Consider the following 22635-nt stretch of genomic DNA (forward strand, 5'->3'; position numbering starts at 1 on the left):
ATTGGCGTCCTCATCGTCATGGCCATGGCTTTCATGGTCCTGGCGGGCCTGCTCACCGCCGCGGAGTCAGCGTACGGCTACCTGCCCCGGCAGGACGCCGAAGCGCTGCTCCACGGCAAGGCAGGAGCGCCGCTGCGCCGGATCCTGGCGCACCCGGTGGCGCACATGCACGCGCTGCGCTTCTGGCGGGTGTGGTTCGAAATGGCCATGGCGGTGTCCGTGGCAACACTGTTCCAGCTGCTGCTGGACAACATCTGGCTGGCCGGCCTGCTCGCCACCGTGACCATGGCCGCCGTCGGCTTTGTCCTCGTCGGCGTCTCTCCGCGGCAGATCGGCCGCAAGCACGTAACGGCAGTCGTTGTGCTCACGGCCGGGCTGGTCCGCGTCCTGCGGACCGTCCTGGGACCGATCCCGGGCTGGCTCGTCCGCCTCGGCAGCGCCGTCGCCCCCGGCACCCAGGGACCCGACGCCGCGTTCTTTACGGAAGAGGAATTCCGTGAACTGCTGGACCGCGCGTCCGACGCCGACATGATTGAGGACACCGAGGCGGAACTGATCCACTCGGTCTTTGAACTCGGCGACACCAAGGTCCGGTCCGTCATGGTCCCGCGCACGGACATGGTGTGCATCGAAGCCGGCAGCACGCTGCGCCAGGCCATGTCGCTGTTCCTCCGCTCGGGCTATTCCCGCGTCCCGGTGATCGAGGACAGCGCCGACCACCTGGTGGGGATCCTCTACCTGAAGGACGTCGCCGCGCAGATGCACAGCGACCCGGAACGCGCGTCCGTGCAGAAGGTCGAGGATTACGCCCGCGGCGTCCGCTACGTCCCCGAATCCAAGGCGGTGAGCGAGCTCCTGCAGGAACTGCAGCGCGAGTCCACCCATGTCGCGATTGTCATCGACGAATACGGCGGAACCGCCGGACTGGTTACGCTGGAGGACCTGATCGAAGAGATCGTCGGGGAGATCGTCGATGAATACGATTCGGAACGTCCCGAAATCGAAGGCCTGGGGGACGGCCGTTACCGGGTCAGTTCCAAGACCGGCATCGACGACCTCGGTGAGCTGTTCGACGTCGAACTGGAGGATGATGAAGTGGACACGGTGGGCGGCCTCCTGGCCAAGGTCCTGGGCCGCGTCCCGATTGTCGGCAGCGAGGTAGTGGTTGAAGGCATCGCCCTGCACGCCGAACGGCTCGAGGGCCGGCGCAACCGTGTCTCGCACGTCCTGGCGTGGAACACCTCGCCGCAGAATGAAGAAATCAGCGATGAGGGCAGAAACCCTGCCCATCGCACCCGCTCTACAGAATTGGTACCCCGTAATGACTGAACCGCAGTTCCGCGCAGGATTCGTTTCCCTGGTGGGCCGGCCCAACGCCGGAAAATCCACCCTGACCAATGCGCTGGTCGGTTCCAAGGTGGCCATCACTTCCGCCAAGCCGCAGACCACCCGGCACACTATCCGCGGCATCGTCCACCGCGAGGACTCACAGCTGATCCTCGTGGACACCCCGGGCCTGCACCGTCCGCGGACCCTGCTGGGCAAGCGGCTGAACGAGCTGGTGGCCGACACCCTGGCCGAGGTTGACGCCGTTGGTTTCTGCCTGCCCGCCAATGAGGCCGTGGGTCCCGGCGACCGCTACATCGCTGCGCAGCTCGCGGCCCTGAAGCGGACACCCGTGATTGCCCTGGTCACGAAGACGGACCTGGTGGACCGCGCCGCCCTGGCCAAGCAGCTGATGTCCGTCACCGCACTGGGCAATGAAGTGCTGGGGGAGGCAGGCTGGGCGGACGTCGTGCCCGTGTCGGCAGCCGACGGATTCCAGGTGGACACCGTGGCAGAGGTCCTGGCCGGGCACATGCCTGCGTCCCCGCCCCTGTACCCCGACGGCGAACTGACCGATGAGCCCGAAGCCGTGATGGTTGCCGAGCTGGTCCGCGAAGCGGCCCTTGAGGGCGTCCGCGACGAGCTGCCGCACTCCCTGGCAGTGGTGGTGGATGAGATCGTGCCCCGTGAGGGACGCAGCGAAGATAATCAGCTGCTGGATGTCCGCGTCAACCTGTATGTGGAGCGCTCCTCGCAGAAGGCCATCATCATCGGCCGCGGCGGGTCCCGGCTGCGCGACGTCGGAACCACGGCGCGGCACGGCATCGAGGCACTGCTGGGCACCAAGGTGTACCTTGACCTGCACGTAAAAATCGCCAAGGACTGGCAGCGGGATCCCAAGCAGCTGGTGAAACTCGGCTTCTAGCCCGGGGCGGCCGGCTCCCGTATCCACAGGAGCTGGCCGTACACTGTGAAACATTCGTTTGAGCATATTGATTCATGAAGGGGACCGGCTATGTCATCTCGCCGTGCCGCAACGGGCGGCGGCCCCTTGGGAAAACCTACTGACGGCCCGGGTTCAGCAGAACCCGGCGGCAGGCATCTCTCCAGCGGAGCCTCCTCCGGCCACCCGCTGCTGAAGGGCATTGCCGCCGTCCTCGCCCTGGTGCTGGTGGGCGGGGTGGTCTTCGGCGCCGTTCAACTGCTTCGGCTTAGGGGCAACTTCGATACCCAGCCCCTGAACCTGGGTGCCGGCGACACACCGGCGGAGCAGGCGGATGCCAACTCGGACCCCATGCAGATCCTGGTACTCGGTACCGACCAGCGTGACGGACAGAATTCGAACAACTCCGATGTGATGATGCTGGTGAACCTCACGGCGGACCGTTCAAACGTCACCGTGGTCAGTTTCCCCCGCGACCTCTTGGTCCCGCTGCCCGAATGTGAGGACCCCTCGTCCGGAACGGTCTATGACGCAATGGACCTGGGCCAGCTGAACGGCGCCCTGGGCAACGGCGGACCCGGCTGCACTGTCGCCGCCATCAACGACGTCACCGGCCTGTCGATCGATCACTTCATGATGGCCGACTTCGATGCGGTGAAGGAACTGTCCAACACCCTCGGCGGAGTGGAAGTCTGCGTCAACCAGCCCGTAAAGGATCCGCTCTCCGGCCTCGACCTGCCGGCGGGCGTCAGCAGCGTCAAGGGCGAGCAGGCCCTCGCCTTCCTGCGGACCCGCCACGGGTTCGGCAACGGCGGCGACGAAGGCCGCATCCGCGCCCAGCAAAGCTTCCTGGCCTCCATGGTCCGCAAGGTCAAGGAAGAGGGAACGCTGAACAACCTCCCCAAGCTCTATTCGATCGCGGAGACCGTGACGAAGAACCTCACGGTGGACGACGAGCTCGCGAATATTCCCGACCTGGTCGCGCTGGCGACCCGCCTGAAGGATGTGGACCTGGGCAACGTTGCGTTCGTAACGGCTCCCGTAATGCCGTACGAATACGACCCCAACCGGCTGGTGCTCGACGAAGCGAAGGCGCAGCCCCTCTTTGACGCACTGGTGGCGGACCAGGGCATCACCGCCGAGGAGACCCCGTCCCCGGAAGCCACCGAGACAGCGGACGCGGGCGCCACGGCTACCGCTGAGGCAACGGAACCTGCCGCACCCGCCGTCGACCCCGCTGCCGTTCCGGTGACGCTGGTCAATGCTTCCGGAACCGCCGGCCGCGATGCCGAGGTCCTCGAGTATCTCGCGTCCAAGGGATTCAGCCAGGGCGTCGCCGGCGGCACCGCCCCCGCCGAAAGCCCTGCCACGCAGATCTTCTACGGCTACGGATATGAAGAAATGGCCCTGGAAGTGGCCCGGACGCTGAACATCCCCAGCGTGCAGGTGGTACTGAGTGCCGCCTACACCGGTGTTTCCGTAGAGATCGGTGCCGATTTCGCCAGCGGCTCCACCATGGGCGACCTGGGGGATCTGGGGGACCTGGACGGGCAGACCGCAGCCCAGGTTACGTGCCAGTCGGCGTTTGGGAACTAGCCCTTCGGCTAGCCGTTGGGCTGCGTGTTAGTCTGATCACGTGCACGCAGAGACCCTCCTCCTTAGCTGCCGCGGCGAGGCCACACAAGCACCTGCTTAGGCCGCCCCTCGCTGCGGAGTTTGTGTTGCCCGGCCACCGTTTCTGATGATCGACTAGAAAAGGCCAGACCAACACCATGCGTAACGCACAGCAGTCCTCGGGCATGCCGATCTCCAAGTACGTCCCCTTCCACGAGCAGATTGCCGTGGACCTTCCGGACCGGACGTGGCCGGACAAGGTCCTTACCAAGGCCCCGCGCTGGTGCGCGGTTGACCTGCGGGACGGCAACCAGGCTTTGATCGACCCCATGACGCCCGAACGCAAGCACAAAATGTTCGACCTGCTGGTGAAGATGGGGTTCAAGGAAATTGAAGTCGGTTTCCCCTCCGCCTCCCAGCTGGACTTCGACTTTGTCCGCCAGCTCATCGAAGGGGACCGGATCCCCGACGACGTCACCATCCAGGTCCTGACCCAGTCCCGGGAACACCTGATTGAGCGCACCTACGAATCCCTCGCGGGCGCGGACCGGGCGATTGTCCACCTCTACAACTCCACCTCGGTACTGCAGCGCCGCGTCGTGTTCAACACGGACCGCGACGGCATCGTGGACATTGCCCTGTCCGGAGCTCGCCTGTGCAAAAAGTACGAGGAGCAGCTGCGCGGCGTCGACGTCACCTACGAGTACTCACCCGAGTCCTACACCGGCACGGAACTGGACTTCGCCCTGCGGATCTCCGACGCCGTCGCCGAAGTCCTGGAGGCATCCCCTGACCGGCAGATGATCCTGAACCTCCCGGCGACGGTGGAAATGACCACGCCGAACGTCTACGCGGACTCCATCGAGTGGATGCACCGCAACATCGCCAACCGCGAGTCGGTCATCCTGTCCCTGCACCCGCACAATGACCGGGGCACCGGCGTCGCGGCCGCGGAACTGGGCTACCTGGCCGGCGCCGACCGGATCGAAGGCTGCCTGTTCGGAAACGGCGAACGGACCGGCAACGTGGACCTGGTGACGCTGGGCATGAACCTGTTCAGCCACGGCATTGACCCGCAGATCGATTTCTCCGACATGGACGAGATCCGCCGCACAGTGGAGTACTGCAACCAGCTCCCCGTGCCCGAGCGGTCACCCTACGGCGGAGACCTGGTCTTCACCGCCTTCTCCGGCTCCCACCAGGACGCCATTAAGAAGGGCTTCGAGGCCATGGCGAAGGATGCCGCCGCCGAAGGCAAGACCGTGGACGAACTGCAGTGGGGCGTGCCCTACCTCCCGATCGATCCGAAGGACATCGGCCGCAGCTACGAAGCAGTGATCCGGGTGAATTCCCAGTCCGGCAAGGGCGGCGTTGCGTACCTGCTCAAGAACGAGCACAACCTGGACCTGCCGCGCCGCGCGCAGATCGAATTCTCGGGGGTCATCCAGCGGCGCACGGACACCGCCGGCGGAGAGATCACCGGAGCCGAACTCTGGAAGGTGTTCCAGGATGAGTACCTGCCGTATACGCCGGAGTCCGACGGCGCCGCCTGGGGACACTACGAACTGACGTCCGTGAATGCGGACACCGCGGCGGACGGACGGTTCAACCTGACCGCAACCCTCGGTGTGGACGGCGTGCGGCAGCGGCGGATGGCCAGCGGAACCGGCCCCATCGCGGCGCTGCTGGAAATCCTGGGCCAGGACGGCATTGATGTCCGGCTGCTCGACTACACCGAACACGCGCTGTCCGCCAGCGGCAACGCGCACGCTGCGGCGTACGTGGAGCTGGCGGTGGGGGAGCGTGTGCTCTGGGGCGTGGGTATCGATCCCAACACCACCATGTCCGCGCTGAAGGCCGTCATCTCCGCAGTGAACCGGGCCATCCGGGACCAGTCCTAGGGGCCGGCGGGGGCGCGCCGGGCGGCAACGGTCCGCCGGGCGTGCCCGGGCGTGGGAAAATAGCTTTCGTGGCCAAATCCTTTGCATCCCGCACCTACCGGGATGACGCGGTTGTCCTGCGCACCCACAAGCTGGGCGAAGCGGACCGCATCCTCGTCCTGCTGACCCGTGAGCACGGGCAGGTGCGCGCCGTAGCCAAGGGCGTCCGGCGGACGTCGAGCAAGTTCGGTGCCCGGCTGGAACCCTTTATGGTGGCCGAGCTGCTGCTCTCGCACGGCCGGAACCTGGACATCGTGACCCAGGCCCAGACCAAGGGCGCCTACGGGCAGGCCATCGCCGCGGACTACGGCCGCTACACGGCCGCCGCTGCCATTGCCGAAACCGCGGAGCGGCTGACCGATATTGACGGTGAATCGGCAAAGGCCCACTACCAACTGGTGATCGGCGCCTTTGCGGCGCTCAGCCGCGGGCTGCACGCTCCGGAACTGATCCTGGATTCCTATCTGCTGCGCGCCCTGGCCACCGCCGGGTGGGCGCCGAGCTTTACCGACTGTGCCCGCTGCGGCGCCGCCGGACCGCACACTGCGTTCTCCGCACCGCTGGGCGGAGCCGTCTGTCCGGTCTGCCGGCCGCCCGGCTCGGCGTCGCCGTCGCCGGAAACCATGGTGCTGCTGGCTGCCCTGCTTACCGGTGACTGGCCTACCGCCGACGCCTCCGGCCCGCAGCCGCGCCATGAGTCCGCCGGCCTGGTGGCCGGATATCTTCAGTGGCACCTCGAACGGGTGCTGCGGTCCCTTCAACATGTGGAGCGTGTCTGACCTTGCGTTCAAAAACTCCGTCCGTCCGGCCGGCCGGACCCGTGAGCACTCCTGCACCGCATCCCTCGGGTGCGGTTCCGCCGCAGGTCCCCGCCGAGCTGGTGCCCGCCCATGTGGCGATTGTGATGGACGGCAACGGCCGCTGGGCGAACCAGCGCGGCCTGCCCCGGACCGAGGGGCACCGCGCGGGCGAAGCCGCCCTGCTGGACGTGATGGCCGGCGCCATCGAAATGGGCATCCGCCACGTTTCCGTCTACGCGTTCTCCACCGAGAACTGGAAACGCTCCCCGGAGGAGGTCCGCTTCCTGATGGGCTTCAGCCGGGATGTCCTGCGCCGGCAGCGGGACCAGCTGAATGAATGGGGTGTCCGGATCCGCTGGTCCGGCCGCCGGCCGCGGCTGTGGCAGAGCGTTGTGCGGGAACTGGAGATTGCCGAGGAGGAAACGCGCGGGAACACGGTGTGCACCCTGAACATGTGCGTGAACTACGGCGGGCGGGCCGAGATCGCCGACGCCGTCGCCGCGATTGCCGCCGATGTGCAGAAGGGCAAGCTGCGGCCGGGCTCGATCAGCGAGAAAACCATCCAGAAGTACCTGGACGAACCGGACCTTCCCGACGTGGACCTGTTCCTGCGCACCTCGGGGGAGCAGCGCTTCTCCAACTTCATGCTCTGGCAGTCCGCCTACGCCGAGATGGTCTTTATGGATACCCTCTGGCCGGACGTGGACCGGCGGACCCTGTGGGAAGCAGTGGAGATTTACGCGCGCCGGGACCGCAGGTACGGCGGCGCCGTCGACAAGGCCGCGCTCAGCGCGGAAGCATAAAGGCCCCGGACCACCGCCGGATTCCCTCGTAGACCCGGGTTCGGACGGGCAGGGCCGAAAGCAGGGTGTCGTGCAGGGCGCCGTCGAACCGGTACACAGTGATCTCCGGTCCGAGCAGGACGCCGCGCTGCACCATCAGGTTTACGTCCAGCACACTGTCGGTGCGCAGCATCTGCGGATTCCAGGTGGGGGAAATGGTCGACGCCGCTGAGGCCAGGAGCAGCACCGGCACCCGGATGTCCAGGCCGCGGGCAACCCGGGCGTGGCCTGCCAGCACCGCCCTGATCCAGCCGGCGCGGACGGGGAAGCTGAACGGCGGCCGCCACAGCGGATCCACGTCCCATTCACCGTCCATCGCCGAGCTGATGCTCCGGAAATAGAAACCGAACTCCGGAATCTTCAGCCTTGCCTTCGGCCGCCGGCGGGCCACCGGTTCCAGCAGCCCGCTGGTGGCGAACCGGAGCATGGAACTTCCGCTGAGCTCCAGCCAGGGACTGTTCAGGATCAAGGCCTGCAGCCGGTCGGGGAACCGGTCCGCCCAGAGCGCGGCGACCAGCCCGCCCGTTGAATGCGCCATCAGCGTGGTGCGCATGTCGGCGTCATACCTCGCCCGGACGTCCGCTTCCATGGCCTTCAGCGCGGCCTCGATGTCGGCGTCGTACTCCGCCAGGTCGGTCACGTAACCCTCGGACTGGCCGGGGCGCAGGCTCCGCCCGTACTTCCGCAGGTCAAGGGCATAGAAGGCGACACCCTGCCCGGCCCAGAACCGCGCCAGGTCCGCCTGGAAGAAATAGTCGCTCCATCCATGCAGGTACAGGACGGCATCCACCTGTCCGGCAGTCGGGACCGGGGGAACGGGCGGAAGATAGGTGACCAGGGTGGCAACCACCGGGCCTTCGTCGTCCACTCCCAGATCGAGGGTCAGGCTGCGGAACCCGTCGCCTAGAACATCGGGTTTCCAGGTGGGGTGTTCGTGCCGCATGCCTTCGACAATAGTCGACCACCCGTTTAGCGCCGGGGGTTTGGCACGGGGTGCCGGTTCTGGAATCTTTGACCTATGCGCATTTATCCCACCTTCTTCCGGCTGGTGTTTTCCGGCATGGACCCCGAACTGGCACACCGGATCGGCTTTGTGCTCATCCGCGCCGCGGCCAGGACGCCCGCCGGGCCGGTGATGCGCCGGCTGATGCGCCCTGCCCCGGTGCTTCGGACCGAAGCACTCGGACTGACGTTTCCGTCGCCGTTCGGACTGGCGGCCGGATTCGACAAGGAAGGTTCCGGCATCGCGGCCCTGAGCAACCTGGGCTTCGGGCACGTGGAGGTGGGCACCGTGACCGCCAAGGCCCAGCCCGGCAACCCGAAGCCGCGCCTGTTCCGCCTGGTGGAGGACCGTGCCGTGATCAACCGGATGGGCTTCAACAACGACGGCGCCGCCGCGGTGGCGCCCCGCCTGGCCAAGGCACGGAAGGCACTTGATAAAACCTTCGGGTCGCCGCGGCCCGTGATCGGTATCAATATCGGCAAGACCAAGACGGTTGACCTCGCGGACGCCGTCGAGGACTACCTCGCCAGTGCCCGGGAACTGGCCCCCTACGCCGACTACCTTGCCGTGAACGTCAGTTCCCCCAACACGCCCGGACTGCGGCTGCTGCAGGACATCTCCACGCTGCGGCCGCTTTTGGCCCGGGTGGGCGGCGCGGCTGACGAGGCTGCCGGCCAACACGTGCCGCTGCTGGTCAAGATCGCCCCGGACCTGACGGACGCGGACATCGACGACGTCGCGGACCTCGCCCGGTCCCTGCAGCTGGACGGGGTGATCGCCACCAACACCACCGTCACCCGGGAAAACCTGGTCACCGACCCGGAACGGGTGATTGCCTGCGGCGTCGGCGGGCTCAGCGGCGCACCGCTGAAGAAACGCTCCCTCGAGGTGCTGCGGCGGCTGCGCACCGGGCTGGGGGAGGGCGGCCCGGTGATCATTTCGGTCGGGGGAGTGGAAACGGCAGCCGATGTGCAGGAGCGGCTGGACGCCGGCGCGGTCCTGGTGCAGGGGTACACCGCCTTCTTGTACGAAGGACCGTTCTGGGCGGCGCGGATCAACCGGGGCCTGGCGCGGAACCGCGCTTAGCAAAAAGAAGGGCCGCCCGGAGGGGCGGCCCTTCTTTTTGAGGAGGAAGAGGATCAGGAGGGGTACTGGCCGCGGCTGACCTGCGGCTTGGGCAGGCGGAACCGGCGCAGCTGAAGCGACCGGGACACCCCGTACCAGACATCACCGGGATTGGGTCCGCCGAACTTGGCCGTCAGGCGCTTCCGGATCTGGCGGCGCAGCATAAAGCTGTCCGCGATGACCAGCAGGATGAGCACCCAGAACGCGGACATCACGATCAACTGGACCTCGATGCTCTGGATGAAGCTGAAGAGGACGAAGACGAGGGCGGCGATCATGATGAACTCGCCCAGGTTCCAGCGCGCGTCCACGATGTCGCGGACAAACCGGCGGTTGGGCCCCTTGTCGCGAAGGGGAAGGTAGCGCTCTTCGCCGGTGTCGAGGGCGCGGCGGGTCTTCATCCGCTCCTCCCGCAGCGCCTCGCGGTTGGCTGCCTTGGCGGCCTTCCGGTCATCCGGCACCAACGGGCGCCGGCGGGCGGCTACCTGGTCCTTGCGGCGGGGCGTCGGGGCACCCTTGCCCACCCGTACATTGGCTGCCTGATCAGCGGCAGCTGCCTGGTCCACAGTTTCCTGCGCGGTGGGCGCTTCTTTCTTTCGTCCGAACACATCCCAAGGATACCGTGAAAGATTGTAGGGTTTTGGCTATGACTTCCAACCCCACACCAGACGCAAATCCCTCGTCCCCGGATGTCCACGAGGACGCCCTGCGCGCCAGCGTGGCCGCTGATTTCCCGCGGACCGTCGAGCAGCTCACGTCCCTGGTCAGCATCCCGGGCATCGCGTGGGATTCCTTTGATCCCGAACACCTCAACCGCAGTGCCGCCGCCGTTGCCGAGTTGGTCCGTGAAGCCGGCATCGAGGACGTGCAGATCCTGCGCGTGGACAACAACGGCACTCCCGGCGGCCCCGCCGTCGTCGCACGCCGGCCGGCGCGGGCCGGAGCGCCCACCGTCCTGCTGTACGCCCACCACGATGTCCAGCCCCCGGGTGACCCGGACCTGTGGGAGTCCGACCCGTTCACCGCCGAGGAACGCAACGGACGGCTCTACGGCCGCGGCGCAGCCGATGACAAGGCCGGCATCATGGCGCACATCGGTGCCCTGCGCGCCCTGGAAGAGGTGCTGGGGGAGGAGTCCGGCGTCGGTGTCACCCTGTTTATCGAAGGGGAGGAAGAGGCCGGTTCGCCGACCTTCCGCACCTTCCTGGAGACCTACCAGGACCTGCTCCGCGCCGACGTCATAGTGGTGGCCGATTCCGGCAACTGGAAGGTAGGCGTACCGGCGCTCACCACGAGCCTGCGCGGCCTCGTGGACGGCACTGTCGAGGTCCAGGTGCTGGAACACGCGGTGCATTCGGGCATGTTCGGCGGACCGGTGCTGGATGCACCCACCCTGCTGGCGCGCCTGATTGCCACTTTCCATAACGACGCCGGCGACGTCGCCATCGCCGGGCTTGTGTCCGAAGACGCCGCCGCCGTGGAATACCCGGAGGCGGACTTCCGCGCCGATTCGTCCCTGCTCGAGGGCGTCCGGCTCGCCGGAACGGGTTCCATCGCCTCCCGGCTGTGGACCAAGCCCGCCCTCTCGATCATCGGCATCGACGTGCCGACGGTTGCGATGTCCTCCAACACCATCCAGCCGAAGGCCCGGGCGAAGTTCAGCCTGCGCCTGGCCCCCGGGCAGAGCCCGGAGGCAGCCATGGCGGCCGTCGAGGCCCATGTTCAGGCAAATGCTCCGTTCGGAGCCAAAGTCACCTTCACCCCGGGGGAGCAGGGCAACGCTTTCGCCACCGACACCAGCGCAAGCGCCGCACGTACTGCGCTCTGGGCCCTCGAACGCGCATGGGGAGTGGAACCGGTCGAGTCCGGTATGGGCGGCTCCATCCCGTTCATTTCGGACCTTGTCGAACTGTTCCCGCAGGCGCAGATCCTGATCACCGGCGTTGAAGATCCGGATTCGCGCGCGCACAGCGCCAACGAATCGCTGGACCTGAATGACTTCCGGAACGCCATCCTGGCCGAAGCGCTGCTGCTCGCACGTCTCGGGGCGGTTGCCGGCTAGGAACAGCCGGTGAAGGTGCCGGGCGGGAATCATCCCCGCCCCGCACCTGTTGGATGGATGGGGGTTCCCGGACGTACCATTGAGACACTGGTCCCCGGCCACGGCAGGCGCTTATGACCTGCCCGCGGAGAGACCAGCTGAGGAAAGAGAGAAACTATGAGCGTTTCCACCAGCGAAAACATGACCGCCGCGGCAGAGGCTGAACTGCCCGTACATGAAGTACTGCTGTCGGATGTTGCGGCGCAGAAGGTCCGCAGCCTGCTGGAGCAGGAAGGCCGCACCGACCTCCGCCTCCGCGTGGCGGTACAGCCCGGCGGCTGCTCGGGACTTATCTACCAGCTTTACTTCGATGAGCGCGTCCTCGACGGCGACGCCGTTCGTGACTTCGACGGCGTCGAGGTCATCGTGGACAAGATGAGCGTTCCGTACCTGTCGGGCGCATCGATCGACTTCGAGGACACCATCTCGAAGCAGGGGTTCACCATTGATAACCCCAATGCCGGCGGCTCCTGTGCCTGCGGAGATTCCTTCCACTAGGACCCACAGCCTCGGCGGCCCGTAATACCGGAGCATTAACACCCCGGCGCGGCGGCGATCTGTCACTGGATCGCCGCGCGTACGGGTAAGCTCTACACGTAGTAGTAAAACTAATGTCCGTAGGCGGGAACTTTTTTGTCCCCGTTCGGACAGCACTTGCACGCAACAAGAGGAAGGGCCGTCTGTGAGTTCGCAGGACCGAACCAGCAGCCGACGCGCCAGGATCTTAAAGATCTCAGCCGTAACGTCGGCCGGCGCGTTGTTTTTATCGGGGTGTTCGTCAGAGGCTCAAACGGGCTGGTTGCCGTCGGACCGCGACACCACTAACCACACCGGCCGCATCATTGACCTGTGGGTCAACTCGTGGATTGCCGCCCTGGCGGTTGGTATCCTCACCTGGGCTTTGATCCTGTGGTGCATGGTTGCCTACCGCCGGCGCAAGAACGAGACCGGGTACCCCCGCCAGCTCAGCTACAACCTGCCGCTGGAAATCTTCTACACGGCTGTCCCGCTGTTCATGGTTCTGGTGTTGTTCTACTTCACCAACCAGGACATCAAGGCGATCAATGCAACCAGTGATGACCCGGACCGGGTCATCATTGACGTGCGCGCCAAACAGTGGTCCTGGGACTTCAACTATGTCAACGAAGACAAGTACTACCAGGGCACGCAGGTCAACCTCGATGGAACCGAAGTTTCAGCGGATGAGTTCCCCACCCTGGTGCTCCCCGTTGACCAGACCATCGAGCTGCAGCTGAACACCCGCGACGTCCAGCACTCCTTCTGGGTGCCTGCCTTCCTGCAGAAGATGGATATCTACCCCGGCCGCACCAACGTCATCACCCTCGAAACCGGCAAAACCGGCACCTTCGACGGTAAGTGCGCCGAGCTCTGCGGTGAATACCACTCCGAGATGCTCTTCAATGTCGAGGTTGTCAGCGAAAGCGAGTACGACACGTACGTTGCGGGACTGCCCAGCGGCCAGGTCGACGGCGACTACGACCGCCAGTACAACTCAGAATCTAGCGAAGTTAGGAAGTAGGTGACGTTATGACTACTCTCGAATACACTTCGGAAGATTCAGGCACCAGGGTTGCGCCCCGCGTAGTACCCGTCTCCAAGGGACGAATCGTTGTCAGCTGGATCACGTCCACTGACCACAAGACGATCGGGTACATGTACCTGATTGCCTCGTTTATCTTCTTCTGCCTCGCCGGCGTGATGGCACTGGTCATCCGCGCGGAGCTGTTTGAGCCCGGTATGCAGATCCTGCAGACCAAGGACCAGTACAACCAGCTGTTCACGATGCACGGCACCGTGATGCTCCTGATGTTCGCCACCCCGCTGTTCTCCGGTTTCGCGAACGTCATCATGCCGCTCCAGATCGGCGCGCCGGACGTCGCCTTCCCGCGGCTGAACGCCCTGGCGTTCTGGTTCTTCCTCTTCGGCAGCACCATTGCCGTTGCCGGCTTCATTACGCCGCAGGGCGCTGCGTCCTTCGGCTGGTTTGCCTACACCCCGCTGTCCAGCACCACGTTCTCTCCGGGCGTGGGCGGAGACCTCTGGGTCTTCGGCCTGGCACTGTCCGGCTTCGGCACCATCCTCGGTGCGGTCAACTTCATCACCACCATCATCTGCATGCGTGCCCCGGGCATGACCATGTGGCGGATGCCGATCTTCACCTGGAACACGCTGGTCACGGCCATCCTGGTCCTGATGGCGTTCCCGCCCCTGGCAGCAGCACTGTTCGCCCTCGGCGCCGACCGGCGCTTCGGAGCGCACATCTTTGATCCGGAGCGCGGCGGTGCCATTCTCTGGCAGCACCTGTTCTGGTTCTTCGGCCACCCCGAGGTCTACATCATCGCGCTGCCGTTCTTCGGCATCGTGTCCGAGATCTTCCCGGTCTTCAGCCGCAAGCCGATCTTCGGCTACAAGGGCCTGGTCTACGCAACCATCGCCATTGCCGCACTGTCGGTGACGGTTTGGGCGCACCACATGTACGTAACCGGTGCGGTCATGCTGCCGTTCTTCGCCTTTATGACCATGTTGATTGCGGTGCCTACGGGCGTGAAGTTCTTCAACTGGATCGGCACCATGTGGCGGGGGTCCATTACGTTCGAGACCCCCATGCTCTGGAGCATCGGCTTCCTGATCACGTTCCTCTTCGGCGGACTGACCGGCATCATCCTGTCCTCCCCGCCGCTGGACTTCCACGTCTCGGACACCTACTTCGTGGTTGCCCACTTCCACTACGTGATCTTCGGCACCGTCGTATTCGCCATGTTCGCCGGCTTCTACTTCTGGTGGCCCAAGTGGACCGGCAAGATGCTCAACGAGCGCCTCGGCAAGATCCACTTCTGGCTCCTGTTCATCGGCTTCCACGGCACCTTCCTCATCCAGCACTGGCTCGGTGTCCTGGGCATGCCGCGCCGTTACGCCGACTACCTGGTGGAAGACAACTTCACCGCGATGAACCAGTTCTCCACCATCGCCTCCTTCGTCCTCGGTGCTTCGATGATCCCGTTCTTCTGGAACGTGTACATCACCTGGCGCCACGGCAAGAAGGTTGAAGTGGATGACCCCTGGGGCTTCGGTGGCTCGCTCGAGTGGGCAACTTCCTGCCCGCCGCCGCGCCACAACTTCACGTCCCTGCCCCGGATCCGTTCGGAGCGTCCGGCCCTGGACCTGCACCACCCCGAGCTGCAGCAGCACGTCACTGACGATTCCGCCGCTGCCAAGGTATTCGGCCCCGGCGACCGGAAGGAAAAAGTCTAATGAAGGTTGAGACTAAACTCTTCGCTTACATGGCGCCGTTCTTCGTCGTCGTCGGCGTGGTCTACGGCTACCTGGTGGAGTGGACGGAGCCCGTCGGTTACCTGGCGCTCTTCCTCACCGGCGGTATGTCCGGCATGATCGCCTACTACATCGGCTTCACCGGCAAGCGGGTCGGACCCCGTCCCGAGGACCGCCTGGACGCCGAGATTCACGAAGGTTCCGGCGAGCAGGGCTTCTTCAGCCCGTGGAGCTGGTGGCCGCTGCTGCTGGGTGCCTCCGCCGCTATCGGCTTCCTGGGCATGGCGGTTGGCTGGTGGATCCTGTACATCGGTGCCGGACTGGCCGTCATTGCACTGGTCGGCTGGGTTTTCGAGTACAGCCGCGGAAACCACGCCCACTAGGGACTGCATAACAGCATAAAAAGGAAGGACCCGCAGGAGACTGCGGGTCCTTCCTTTTTGTTCTTGCCCCCCCTTGCCGGACGACGAGGATGGTGTCGGGGGCGGCTAGGGGAGTGATGCCGGGCTGTCTGCCGGTATTCTTAGACGGCAGCAGTTTTCCCAGCCGAAGGGGCGGAGTAGAAGCATGCGCACTAACAGTTCCACCTCCCGCCGGGAAGCCAGCCGGTGAGCAATACCCGTCTGCGGCTGCTGACCGAGGGGATTGACCCCGCCGCAGGCGTCGCGAAGCATATACAGCTTCAAGCCATTCTCCGGCGGTTTGTCGAAGTCCATTCCGCGGCGGGGGAGATCATCCCCTCGGAGCGGGAGCTCTCGGAACACTTTGCGGTAGCCCGCATGACCATCCGCCAGGCCGTGGATGCCCTGGTCGCGGACGGTGTCCTGGAGCGCGTCGTCGGCCTCGGCACCTTCGTCGCCCGCCCCAAGATGGACCTGCAGGTGCAGCTGACCTCCTACTCGGAGGAAATGCACCGCCGCGGCATGGTCCCCGACGCCCATGTCCTGAGCTTCGAACAGATCGGCGCCTCGCAGCTGGTGGCCCGCGAACTGCAGATCGAACCGGGCCAGCCCGTGGTCCGCTTCCGCAGGCAGCTGCTGGCCGACGGCGAGCCGATGAGCGTGGACGAAAACTTCATTCCCGCACACTACGTACCCGGCATCCTCGAGGAGCAGCCCCCGACGTCGCTCTACAACGTTTTGAGCGAAAGGTACGGGCTGGTGATGGAGTGGGGCGAGGACACCATCGAGGCCACCGCGGCCTCCGCTTCCATTGCCCGCCTGCTCAACGTCGAGCTTGGCGCACCGGTACTGAAGATCCAGCGCCACGCGTATGTCTCACGCGCGATGGTGGACTATTCGGTGTCCTACTACCGGGCGGACCGCTACAAGCTCTGGGTGCCCCTCCAGCGCCCCGGTGTGCGTACGCCGCGCTCCTATCACCCGCGCAGGCGCCCGCACGCCTGAGGCCACCCCCGGGGGGGCCGCAACCGAAGCACTTAGAACCCAACGCAGGAAGAGGAACACCATCATGGTCACCATTCGGATGTACAAGCGCGACGACGCGGGGGTGCTCCATTTCCGGGAGGCGCTTTACGACGAGGATGACGGGCAGCTAATGCTGACTTCCGGTCCCGTGGGCCACGAGGGCTCCGCCAAGGTCCAGGATGCGGCACCGGACGCGGCGGAGGGATTGCTGCGTGCCTTCACAGCTGCCTCCGAGGAGGACGGTTACGAGGAGATTGATCCTGAGGAGCAGCATTGGGTGATTGTCCAGTACGCGCTCAAGACGGCCACCGGCACCGAACGGGACCGCTACCTCGAACACAAAGCCACCCAGGCCATCTCCTCGTATTTCCTTTGGCGTGGACTGGGCGAGGTGGACCACACGGAGTTCGTACCGCGCAGGCTGAACATCTATTGCCTGGTGCCGGACGTGAACAAGGCCGTTGCAGGCCTCAAGGTCGTGCTCCGCGACCCGCTGCTTGACTTCACCAAACTGACCATCGGCTCGGCACCCGTGGCGGACCCGTCCGCCCTGAAACAGCGTTACCCGCTTCCCGCCAAGCGGCCGTTTACCCTGGCCTAGCCCGCCCGCCAAACTAAAAAGAAGAGGGCCCGACCGGATTATCCGGTCGGGCCCTCTTCCGTACAGCCTTGGGGTTAGCGCTGTTCGATCGACGCCTGGTCGTTGGCCTTGGCCTCAACCTCGGACGGCGACTCGTGGTGATGCGCGTTCGCCAGCTCGGACGGCGTCACCGGGGCAACGCGGTCCTCGAAGAAGAAGCGGGACAGCTTGGCACGGCGCTTTTCCTTGCCGGAAACCTTGCCGTTGGCATCCAGCTGGGCCGGAATCGCCTTGTATGCCTCAAAGTCCACCAAGCGGTAGCGCTTGTACTCGTCCAGCGGCTCATGGACCTCGATGTACTCGCCGTGCGGGAGACGGACAATGCGTCCGCTCTCAACACCGTGCAGGACAATCTCGCGGTCCTTGCGCTGCAGCGCCAAGGCGATGCGGCGGGCAATGATGAAGCCCAGGATCGGACCGACGAAGAACAGCACGCGCAGCCAGTACGTCACATCGTTCAGCGACACATGGAAGTGCGTGGCGATGAGGTCGGAGCTGGCAGCGGCCCACATAACGCAGTAGAACGTGATGCCTGCAACGCCGACGGCGGTGCGGTACGGAGCGTTACGCGGACGGTCCAGCAGGTTGTGGACCCGCTTGTCCTTGGTCAGCCAGGCTTCGATCCACGGCCATGCGAAGAGCAGGGTGAAGACGAGGCCTGCCGGGCCCAGGGCCGGCAGCAGCACGTTCAGCGACAGGGTGTTATCGCCCCACGGGAACGGGATAACCCATTCCAGCGGGAACCCGCCGATGAATCCGGGCATCAGGCGCAGGGCGCCGTCAACCCAACCGATGTACCAGTCAGGCTGGGTACCGGCGGACACAGGGGAGGGATCGTAGGGACCGTAGTTCCAGATCGGGTTGATGGTAAAGAACCCGGCGATGATGGCAATCACACCGAAGACGATGAAGAAGAAGCCGCCGGCCTTCGCTGCGTAGACCGGGCCGACAGGGTAACCGACAACGTTGTTGTTGGTCCGGCCGGGGCCGCGGAACTGCGTGTGCTTGTGGATGACGACCATAAACAGGTGGATGGCGATCATCAGCAGGATCAGCGCCGGAACCAGGAGGATATGCAGCATGTAGAGGCGGCCGATGATCGCGGTTCCGGGGAATTCACCTCCGAAGAGGAAGAAGCTGATGTAGGTACCTACCACCGGGACCGACTTGATCACGCCGTCGATGATGCGCAGGCCGTTGCCGGAGAGCAGGTCATCGGGGAGGGAGTAACCGGTGAAGCCGGCAGCCAGGGACAGGATCAGCAGGACGCCGCCCACCACCCAGTTGAGTTCGCGCGGCTTGCGGAAGGCGCCGGTGAAGAAGACGCGGAGCATGTGCACCGAGACGGCCGCTACGAAGAGCAGGGCCGACCAGTGGTGGACCTGGCGCATGAAGAGGCCGCCGCGTACATCGAAGGAGATGTTCAGTGAGGACTCGTAGGCCACGGACATTTCAACGCCGCGCAGCGGAACGTAGCTGCCTTCGTAGTGCGTTTCCGCCATGGACGGATCGAAGAAGAACGTCAGGAACGTTCCGGTCAGCAGCAGGATGACGAAGCAGTACAGTGCAACTTCGCCGAACATGAACGACCAGTGGTCGGGGAAGACCTTGCGGCCCAGGCCCTTGACTATGCCGGAACCGTTGACCCGGGAGTCAACGAAGTTGGTGACGCGGCCCAGACGGGTCTTTGCCTCGTAAGGGGTGGCAGAGGGAACACTCATGATTAGCCACGCTCCCAGTAGCTCGGACCAACGGGTTCTTTGAAGTCGCTGGTGGCAATGAGGTAGCCCTCATCGTCCACAGCGATCGGCAGCTGCGGCAGCGCGTGTCCGGCCGGGCCGAAGATGACCTTGCATTCCTGGGTCACATCGAAGGTCGACTGGTGGCACGGGCACAGCAGGTGGTGCGTCTGCTGCTCGTACAGAGCAACCGGGCAGCCAACGTGGGTGCAGATCTTGGAGTAGGCGACGATGCCGTCGACAGCCCAGTCTTCGCGCCCGGGAGAGGGGTTCAGGTCCTCGGGGTTAAGGCGCATCAGCAGGACTACGGCCTTGGCCTTCTCTTCGAGCTTGTGCTCCGGCAGGTCCTTCAGGCCATTGGGGATGACATGGAAGGCCGAGCCTACGGTGACATCGGCAGCCTTGATGGCGGTGCCGCTGGGATCGCGCACCAGGCGCGTTCCGGCTTCCCACATGGTGTGGCGAAGCGTGTCGCCCGGGAGCGGGCCGAGGTCGCGGAAGACGGCGATGGCCGGCAGCGGGGCCAGAACCATGGCGCCGAGGAGGGTGTTGCGGATCAGGGGACGGCGCTTGATGCCCGTTTCCTCAATGATGTCCCCAACCATCTTCTCTGCAATGACGCGATCCTCTTCGGGACGGATCTCGTGGCGTTCTTCCGTGATCTCGTGGTCCGGCATAAGCGTCTTCGCCCAGTGGACAATGCCCACGCCGATGCCCAGCATGGCGAAGGCGGTGCCGAGTCCCAGGAGGATGTTCTGCAGCCGCAGTTCGGCGATGCTTGCATCATCCAGGTGGATGCTGAAGTACCCAATGAAAAACACGATGGTGCCGATGATCGACACGATGAACAGGCTCGCCACCTGCCGCTCTGCCCGCTTTTCTGCGCGGGGATTTGTGTCGGCTAGACGAGGGCGGTGTGGGGGAAGTCCCGGATTCTGGAACTTCTCCTCATCTCCCTGGCCAGCCGTAGCGACGGTGCCCGAGGTGTTCGGACTGCCGTGACTATGGTCGCCCATGATCCCCCTCATCCTTCTCTGAAAACTGCATTTATAGACCTATATGTAACTGTGATGTCACCCGTGGAGGTGAGCGCGGCGGTGGTTAGGAAGACCGGGAGGTCAACCAGATAGTGAAAGCGATGATGATTCCCAGACCAGCGGTCCAGATAAAGAGGCCCTCGGATACCGGACCGAGCGAGCCCAGCTGGGCTCCACCGGGGGAGCCGCTGGTTTCGATGTCCTTCAGGAACGTGATGATGTCCTGCTTTTCGTCGGGGGTGATGTTGGTGTCATTGAAGACAGGCATGTTCTGCGGGCCGGTGGCCATGGCCTCGTAGATGTGCTTTTCGCTGACGCCGTCCAGGCTCGGAGCGAACTTGCCGCGGGTCAGTGCACCGCCGGCAGCTGCTGCGTTGTGGCACATGGCGCAGTTCACGCGGAAGAGCTCGCCGCCGTTGGCTGACGCCTCTTCGTCGGAGGTGTCCGGCTCAAGGTATTCCGAATCCGGGACCGAAGGGCCTGCGCCCAGGCTGGAGACGTAGGCGGCCAGTTCTGCCGTCTGCTCCTCGTTGAACTGGACCGGCTTTTCCTGGGCCTGGGGGCCCTGCATGGCCATCGGCATGCGGCCGGTGCCCACCTGGAAGTCGACCGATGCTGCGCCGACGCCGACCAGCGAAGGGCCGTTCTCGGTGCCGGAGGCTTCAATGCCGTGGCACGTTGCACAGTTGGCGACGAAGAGCTTCTCGCCCTCGCTGACGTCTTCGGCAGTGTACGTGGTGGTAGCCGCCTGGGCCTGGTTGGCTCCGTTGGCTACGGCATAGAGACCACCCGTAACGAGGAGTCCCAGCAGCAGCAGCGCGACTGCTGCGAGGGGATGACGCCGCCTTTGCGATAGTGCCTTCACTTCGTAGTTCCTAACTTATGTGGTCTTTGGGAAACTTGTGCCACTTTGAAGTATTTCGTGGGGGTGCGGGTCCTCAAGCAGTGTTACTTGAGGAAGTAAATGATGACGAACAGGGCAATCCAGACCACATCGACGAAGTGCCAGTAGTACGAGGTTACGATCGCCGAAGTTGCTTCGAAGTGTCCGAAGCGCTTGGCGGCGTAGGCACGGCCGATGATGAAGAGGAACGCGATCAGGCCGCCGGCCACGTGCAGGCCGTGGAAACCGGTGGTCAGGTAGAACGCGGAACCGTAGGAGTTCGACGAGAGGGATACACCTTCAGAGACGAGCATGGCGTATTCGTAGGCCTGTACGGAGACGAAGATCGCTCCGAGTACGAAGGTCAGCAGGAACCACTCAGTCATGCCCCAGCGGGAGAACTTCAGGAGCCCTCCGGTGCGGCGTGCCTGAAGGCGTTCTGCGGCGAAGACGCCGAACTGGCAGGTGAAGGAACTGGAAACAAGGATCACCGTGTTTACGAAAGCGAACGGGACGTTCAGCTTCTCGGTCTCCATGGCCCACAGTTCGCTCGAGACCGAGCGAAGGGTGAAATACATGGCGAAGAGAGCAGCAAAGAACATCAGTTCGCTGGAGAGCCACACCACGGTTCCTACGGAAACCATATTGGGGCGGTTCAGCGTGGGGTGAGCCGGGGTACTGGGGGCATGGGTCGCTGTTGTCACATAGACATTATGGCGGTAAAACTGCCCAGTTCTCCAACGTATCCGGGCCACCGGCGCGTCCAAAGCCGGCACCGGCGCCCCGGATCCCAGTACTGGCGCGGAAATAGGCCTCCCAGAAAGAAATCAGCATTTTCTACGAATCGTAGATAACCTAGGGGGTGTGACTACGATTCCGAGTTCCGGTGACACCTGGCCGAGCCTGATTACTGCCCTCATCGGAGGCGAAAACCTCTCCACTGAGCAGACCCGCTGGGCCATGGCCACCATCATGGCCGGCAATGCCACGGACTCCCAGATCGCCGGGTTCCTCGTGGCCCTGCGGGCCAAGGGGGAGACCGTTGACGAGCTCACCGGGCTGGTCGAGGCGATGGTTGCCAGTGCGCGGCCCATCAACATCCCGGGGGAGACCCTCGACATCGTGGGCACCGGCGGCGACCGTCATAACACCGTGAACATCTCTTCCATGGCGGCACTTGTCTGCGCCGGCGCCGGCGCGAAGGTGGTCAAGCACGGAAACCGTGCCGCGTCGTCGGCCTCCGGGTCCGCCGACGTCATTGAAGCGCTGGGGGTGCGGCTGGATCTGTCCGTGGAGCGGGTGGCGCAGGCGGCTGTCGAGGCCGGCATCACCTTCTGCTTTGCCCAGGTCTTCCACCCGTCCATGCGCTTTGCCGCGGTGCCCCGCCGCGAGATGGGTGTGGCCACGGCTTTCAACTTCATGGGTCCGCTGACGAACCCGTCCAATCCGAGCGCCTCCGCTATCGGTGTTGCGGACGCCCGGCTGGCGCCGCTGATGGCCGGAGTGCTTGCCCGGCGCGGTGTACGCGCCCTGGTGTTCCGCGGCGGTGACGGGCTGGACGAGATGACCACCACCGGCGTCTCCACCGTCTGGGAGGTCCGTAACGGTGCCGTGGAGGAGTCCGTAGTGGATCCCTTGGATCTCGGGATCAGCCGGGCCACGCTGGAGGACCTGAGGGGCGGAGACGCCGCCGCCAATGCGGCCGTGGTACGCAGCGTGCTCGCCGGGGACAAGGGGCCGGTGCGGGATGCCGTCGTGCTGAATGCGGCAGCGGCGCTGGTGGCCCTGGACCGGGATGCCGACGGTCCGCTGATTGAGCGGCTGGCCCGCGGCCTGGTCCGGGCCTGCGACTCGATTGACAGCGGCGCGGCCCAGGCTGCGCTGGACCGCTGGGTGGCCGTTACGCAGTAGCCGGCCGGCGGCG

At 64.9% G+C, this 22635-nt stretch carries 21 protein-coding genes; 15 read left to right on the forward strand and 6 right to left on the reverse strand.

Features of this window, described 5'->3' with window-relative positions; all coding sequences use genetic code 11:
- Positions 1 to 18 precede the first annotated feature (18 nt).
- The 6 genes from LOC60_RS06455 (at position 19) to LOC60_RS06480 (ending at position 7426) form a co-directional block, all read left to right on the forward strand.
- Positions 19 to 1329: a hemolysin family protein gene (locus LOC60_RS06455; RefSeq protein WP_442860391.1), complete on the forward strand. Its 1311-nt coding sequence runs from the start codon at positions 19 to 21 to the stop codon at positions 1327 to 1329.
- Positions 1322 to 2251 carry a GTPase Era gene (era, locus tag LOC60_RS06460; RefSeq protein WP_230023669.1) on the forward strand — a complete coding sequence of 310 codons (930 nt, stop codon included), beginning with the start codon at positions 1322 to 1324 and terminating at the stop codon, positions 2249 to 2251. The genes LOC60_RS06455 and era overlap by 8 nt, the downstream gene beginning before the upstream one ends.
- Positions 2252 to 2341: 90 nt before the next feature.
- Positions 2342 to 3865, forward strand: coding sequence for an LCP family protein (locus LOC60_RS06465; RefSeq protein WP_230023671.1), 1524 nt, complete (start codon positions 2342 to 2344; stop codon positions 3863 to 3865).
- 176 nt (positions 3866 to 4041) lie between these two features.
- On the forward strand, positions 4042 to 5784 hold the full coding sequence (gene leuA / locus LOC60_RS06470) for a 2-isopropylmalate synthase (RefSeq protein ID WP_230023673.1): 1743 nt from the start codon (positions 4042 to 4044) through the stop codon (positions 5782 to 5784).
- Between the two features lie 68 nt (positions 5785 to 5852).
- Positions 5853 to 6602, forward strand: a complete 750-nt coding sequence (gene recO / locus LOC60_RS06475) for a DNA repair protein RecO (RefSeq protein ID WP_230023675.1) — start codon at positions 5853 to 5855, stop codon at positions 6600 to 6602.
- Complete coding sequence (locus LOC60_RS06480) at positions 6599 to 7426, forward strand: isoprenyl transferase (protein WP_230023776.1); 828 nt, start codon at positions 6599 to 6601, stop codon at positions 7424 to 7426. Before recO ends, LOC60_RS06480 begins: the two co-directional genes overlap by 4 nt.
- Here LOC60_RS06480 and LOC60_RS06485 read toward each other — a convergent pair.
- Positions 7410 to 8408: an alpha/beta hydrolase gene (locus tag LOC60_RS06485; RefSeq protein ID WP_230023677.1), complete on the reverse strand. Its 999-nt coding sequence runs from the start codon at positions 8406 to 8408 to the stop codon at positions 7410 to 7412. The genes LOC60_RS06480 and LOC60_RS06485 overlap by 17 nt on opposite strands.
- Positions 8409 to 8483: 75 nt before the next feature.
- On the opposite strand from LOC60_RS06485, the gene LOC60_RS06490 reads away from it, so the two are divergent.
- The gene (locus tag LOC60_RS06490) at positions 8484 to 9554 is read left to right on the forward strand and encodes a quinone-dependent dihydroorotate dehydrogenase (protein WP_230023679.1); all 1071 of its coding nucleotides are present in this window, start codon (positions 8484 to 8486) and stop codon (positions 9552 to 9554) included.
- 53 nt (positions 9555 to 9607) lie between these two features.
- On the opposite strand, the gene LOC60_RS06495 is transcribed toward LOC60_RS06490, so the two are convergent.
- Positions 9608 to 10201 carry a DUF3043 domain-containing protein gene (locus LOC60_RS06495; RefSeq protein ID WP_230023681.1) on the reverse strand — a complete coding sequence of 198 codons (594 nt, stop codon included), beginning with the start codon at positions 10199 to 10201 and terminating at the stop codon, positions 9608 to 9610.
- Positions 10202 to 10239: 38 nt separating this feature from the next.
- Here LOC60_RS06495 and LOC60_RS06500 point away from each other — a divergent pair, with 38 nt between their 5' ends.
- From LOC60_RS06500 to LOC60_RS06530, 7 genes are all read left to right on the forward strand, one after another.
- Positions 10240 to 11655, forward strand: coding sequence for a dipeptidase (locus LOC60_RS06500; protein ID WP_230023688.1), 1416 nt, complete (start codon positions 10240 to 10242; stop codon positions 11653 to 11655).
- 156 nt (positions 11656 to 11811) lie between these two features.
- Entirely contained in the window at positions 11812 to 12192 is a 381-nt protein-coding gene (locus LOC60_RS06505) for a HesB/IscA family protein (RefSeq protein WP_230023690.1), read from the forward strand.
- A gap of 184 nt (positions 12193 to 12376) precedes the next feature.
- Positions 12377 to 13234, forward strand: coding sequence for an aa3-type cytochrome oxidase subunit II (ctaC, locus tag LOC60_RS06510; RefSeq protein WP_230023692.1), 858 nt, complete (start codon positions 12377 to 12379; stop codon positions 13232 to 13234).
- Between the two features lie 8 nt (positions 13235 to 13242).
- The gene (ctaD, locus tag LOC60_RS06515) at positions 13243 to 14967 is read left to right on the forward strand and encodes an aa3-type cytochrome oxidase subunit I (protein WP_229951841.1); all 1725 of its coding nucleotides are present in this window, start codon (positions 13243 to 13245) and stop codon (positions 14965 to 14967) included.
- Positions 14967 to 15368: a cytochrome c oxidase subunit 4 gene (locus tag LOC60_RS06520; RefSeq protein WP_229951842.1), complete on the forward strand. Its 402-nt coding sequence runs from the start codon at positions 14967 to 14969 to the stop codon at positions 15366 to 15368. The genes ctaD and LOC60_RS06520 overlap by 1 nt, the downstream gene beginning before the upstream one ends.
- Positions 15369 to 15593: 225 nt before the next feature.
- Positions 15594 to 16391, forward strand: a complete 798-nt coding sequence (locus tag LOC60_RS06525) for a GntR family transcriptional regulator (protein WP_442860384.1) — start codon at positions 15594 to 15596, stop codon at positions 16389 to 16391.
- A 64-nt stretch (positions 16392 to 16455) separates the two neighbouring features.
- The gene (locus LOC60_RS06530; RefSeq protein ID WP_231713212.1) at positions 16456 to 17013 is read left to right on the forward strand and encodes a hypothetical protein; all 558 of its coding nucleotides are present in this window, start codon (positions 16456 to 16458) and stop codon (positions 17011 to 17013) included.
- 74 nt (positions 17014 to 17087) lie between these two features.
- Here LOC60_RS06530 and qcrB read toward each other — a convergent pair whose 3' ends face one another.
- From qcrB to ctaE, 4 genes are all read right to left on the reverse strand, one after another.
- A complete protein-coding gene (gene qcrB, locus LOC60_RS06535) occupies positions 17088 to 18773 on the reverse strand; it encodes a cytochrome bc1 complex cytochrome b subunit (RefSeq protein WP_230023700.1) in 1686 nt (561 codons plus the stop codon).
- A 2-nt stretch (positions 18774 to 18775) separates the two neighbouring features.
- Positions 18776 to 19807: a cytochrome bc1 complex Rieske iron-sulfur subunit gene (gene qcrA / locus LOC60_RS06540; RefSeq protein WP_230023702.1), complete on the reverse strand. Its 1032-nt coding sequence runs from the start codon at positions 19805 to 19807 to the stop codon at positions 18776 to 18778.
- A gap of 85 nt (positions 19808 to 19892) precedes the next feature.
- Complete coding sequence (gene qcrC, locus LOC60_RS06545) at positions 19893 to 20693, reverse strand: cytochrome bc1 complex diheme cytochrome c subunit (RefSeq protein ID WP_230023705.1); 801 nt, start codon at positions 20691 to 20693, stop codon at positions 19893 to 19895.
- A gap of 83 nt (positions 20694 to 20776) precedes the next feature.
- Positions 20777 to 21415: an aa3-type cytochrome oxidase subunit III gene (gene ctaE / locus LOC60_RS06550; RefSeq protein ID WP_230023707.1), complete on the reverse strand. Its 639-nt coding sequence runs from the start codon at positions 21413 to 21415 to the stop codon at positions 20777 to 20779.
- A 160-nt stretch (positions 21416 to 21575) separates the two neighbouring features.
- Between ctaE and trpD the strand changes: the two genes are divergently transcribed.
- Positions 21576 to 22622, forward strand: coding sequence for an anthranilate phosphoribosyltransferase (trpD, locus tag LOC60_RS06555; protein WP_230023709.1), 1047 nt, complete (start codon positions 21576 to 21578; stop codon positions 22620 to 22622).
- The last annotated feature ends 13 nt before the right edge of the window (positions 22623 to 22635 follow it).

The organism is Arthrobacter sp. zg-Y769 (assembly GCF_020907405.1).
Taxonomy (GTDB): Bacteria; Actinomycetota; Actinomycetes; order Actinomycetales; family Micrococcaceae; genus Arthrobacter_B.

Bases quoted from the DNA above. Each gene is read 5' to 3' on its own strand.
- LOC60_RS06455 (WP_442860391.1), top strand. From the start codon at position 19: ATGGCCATGGCTTTCATGGTCCTGGCGGGCCTGCTCACCGCCGCGGAG.
- era (WP_230023669.1), top strand. From the start codon at position 1,322: ATGACTGAACCGCAGTTCCGCGCAGGATTCGTTTCCCTGGTGGGCCGG.
- LOC60_RS06465 (WP_230023671.1), top strand. From the start codon at position 2,342: ATGTCATCTCGCCGTGCCGCAACGGGCGGCGGCCCCTTGGGAAAACCT.
- leuA (WP_230023673.1), top strand. From the start codon at position 4,042: ATGCGTAACGCACAGCAGTCCTCGGGCATGCCGATCTCCAAGTACGTC.
- LOC60_RS06485 (WP_230023677.1), bottom strand. From the start codon at position 8,408: ATGCGGCACGAACACCCCACCTGGAAACCCGATGTTCTAGGCGACGGG.
- LOC60_RS06490 (WP_230023679.1), top strand. From the start codon at position 8,484: ATGCGCATTTATCCCACCTTCTTCCGGCTGGTGTTTTCCGGCATGGAC.
- LOC60_RS06500 (WP_230023688.1), top strand. From the start codon at position 10,240: ATGACTTCCAACCCCACACCAGACGCAAATCCCTCGTCCCCGGATGTC.
- LOC60_RS06505 (WP_230023690.1), top strand. From the start codon at position 11,812: ATGAGCGTTTCCACCAGCGAAAACATGACCGCCGCGGCAGAGGCTGAA.
- ctaD (WP_229951841.1), top strand. From the start codon at position 13,243: ATGACTACTCTCGAATACACTTCGGAAGATTCAGGCACCAGGGTTGCG.
- LOC60_RS06520 (WP_229951842.1), top strand. From the start codon at position 14,967: ATGAAGGTTGAGACTAAACTCTTCGCTTACATGGCGCCGTTCTTCGTC.
- LOC60_RS06530 (WP_231713212.1), top strand. From the start codon at position 16,456: ATGGTCACCATTCGGATGTACAAGCGCGACGACGCGGGGGTGCTCCAT.
- qcrB (WP_230023700.1), bottom strand. From the start codon at position 18,773: ATGAGTGTTCCCTCTGCCACCCCTTACGAGGCAAAGACCCGTCTGGGC.
- qcrA (WP_230023702.1), bottom strand. From the start codon at position 19,807: ATGGGCGACCATAGTCACGGCAGTCCGAACACCTCGGGCACCGTCGCT.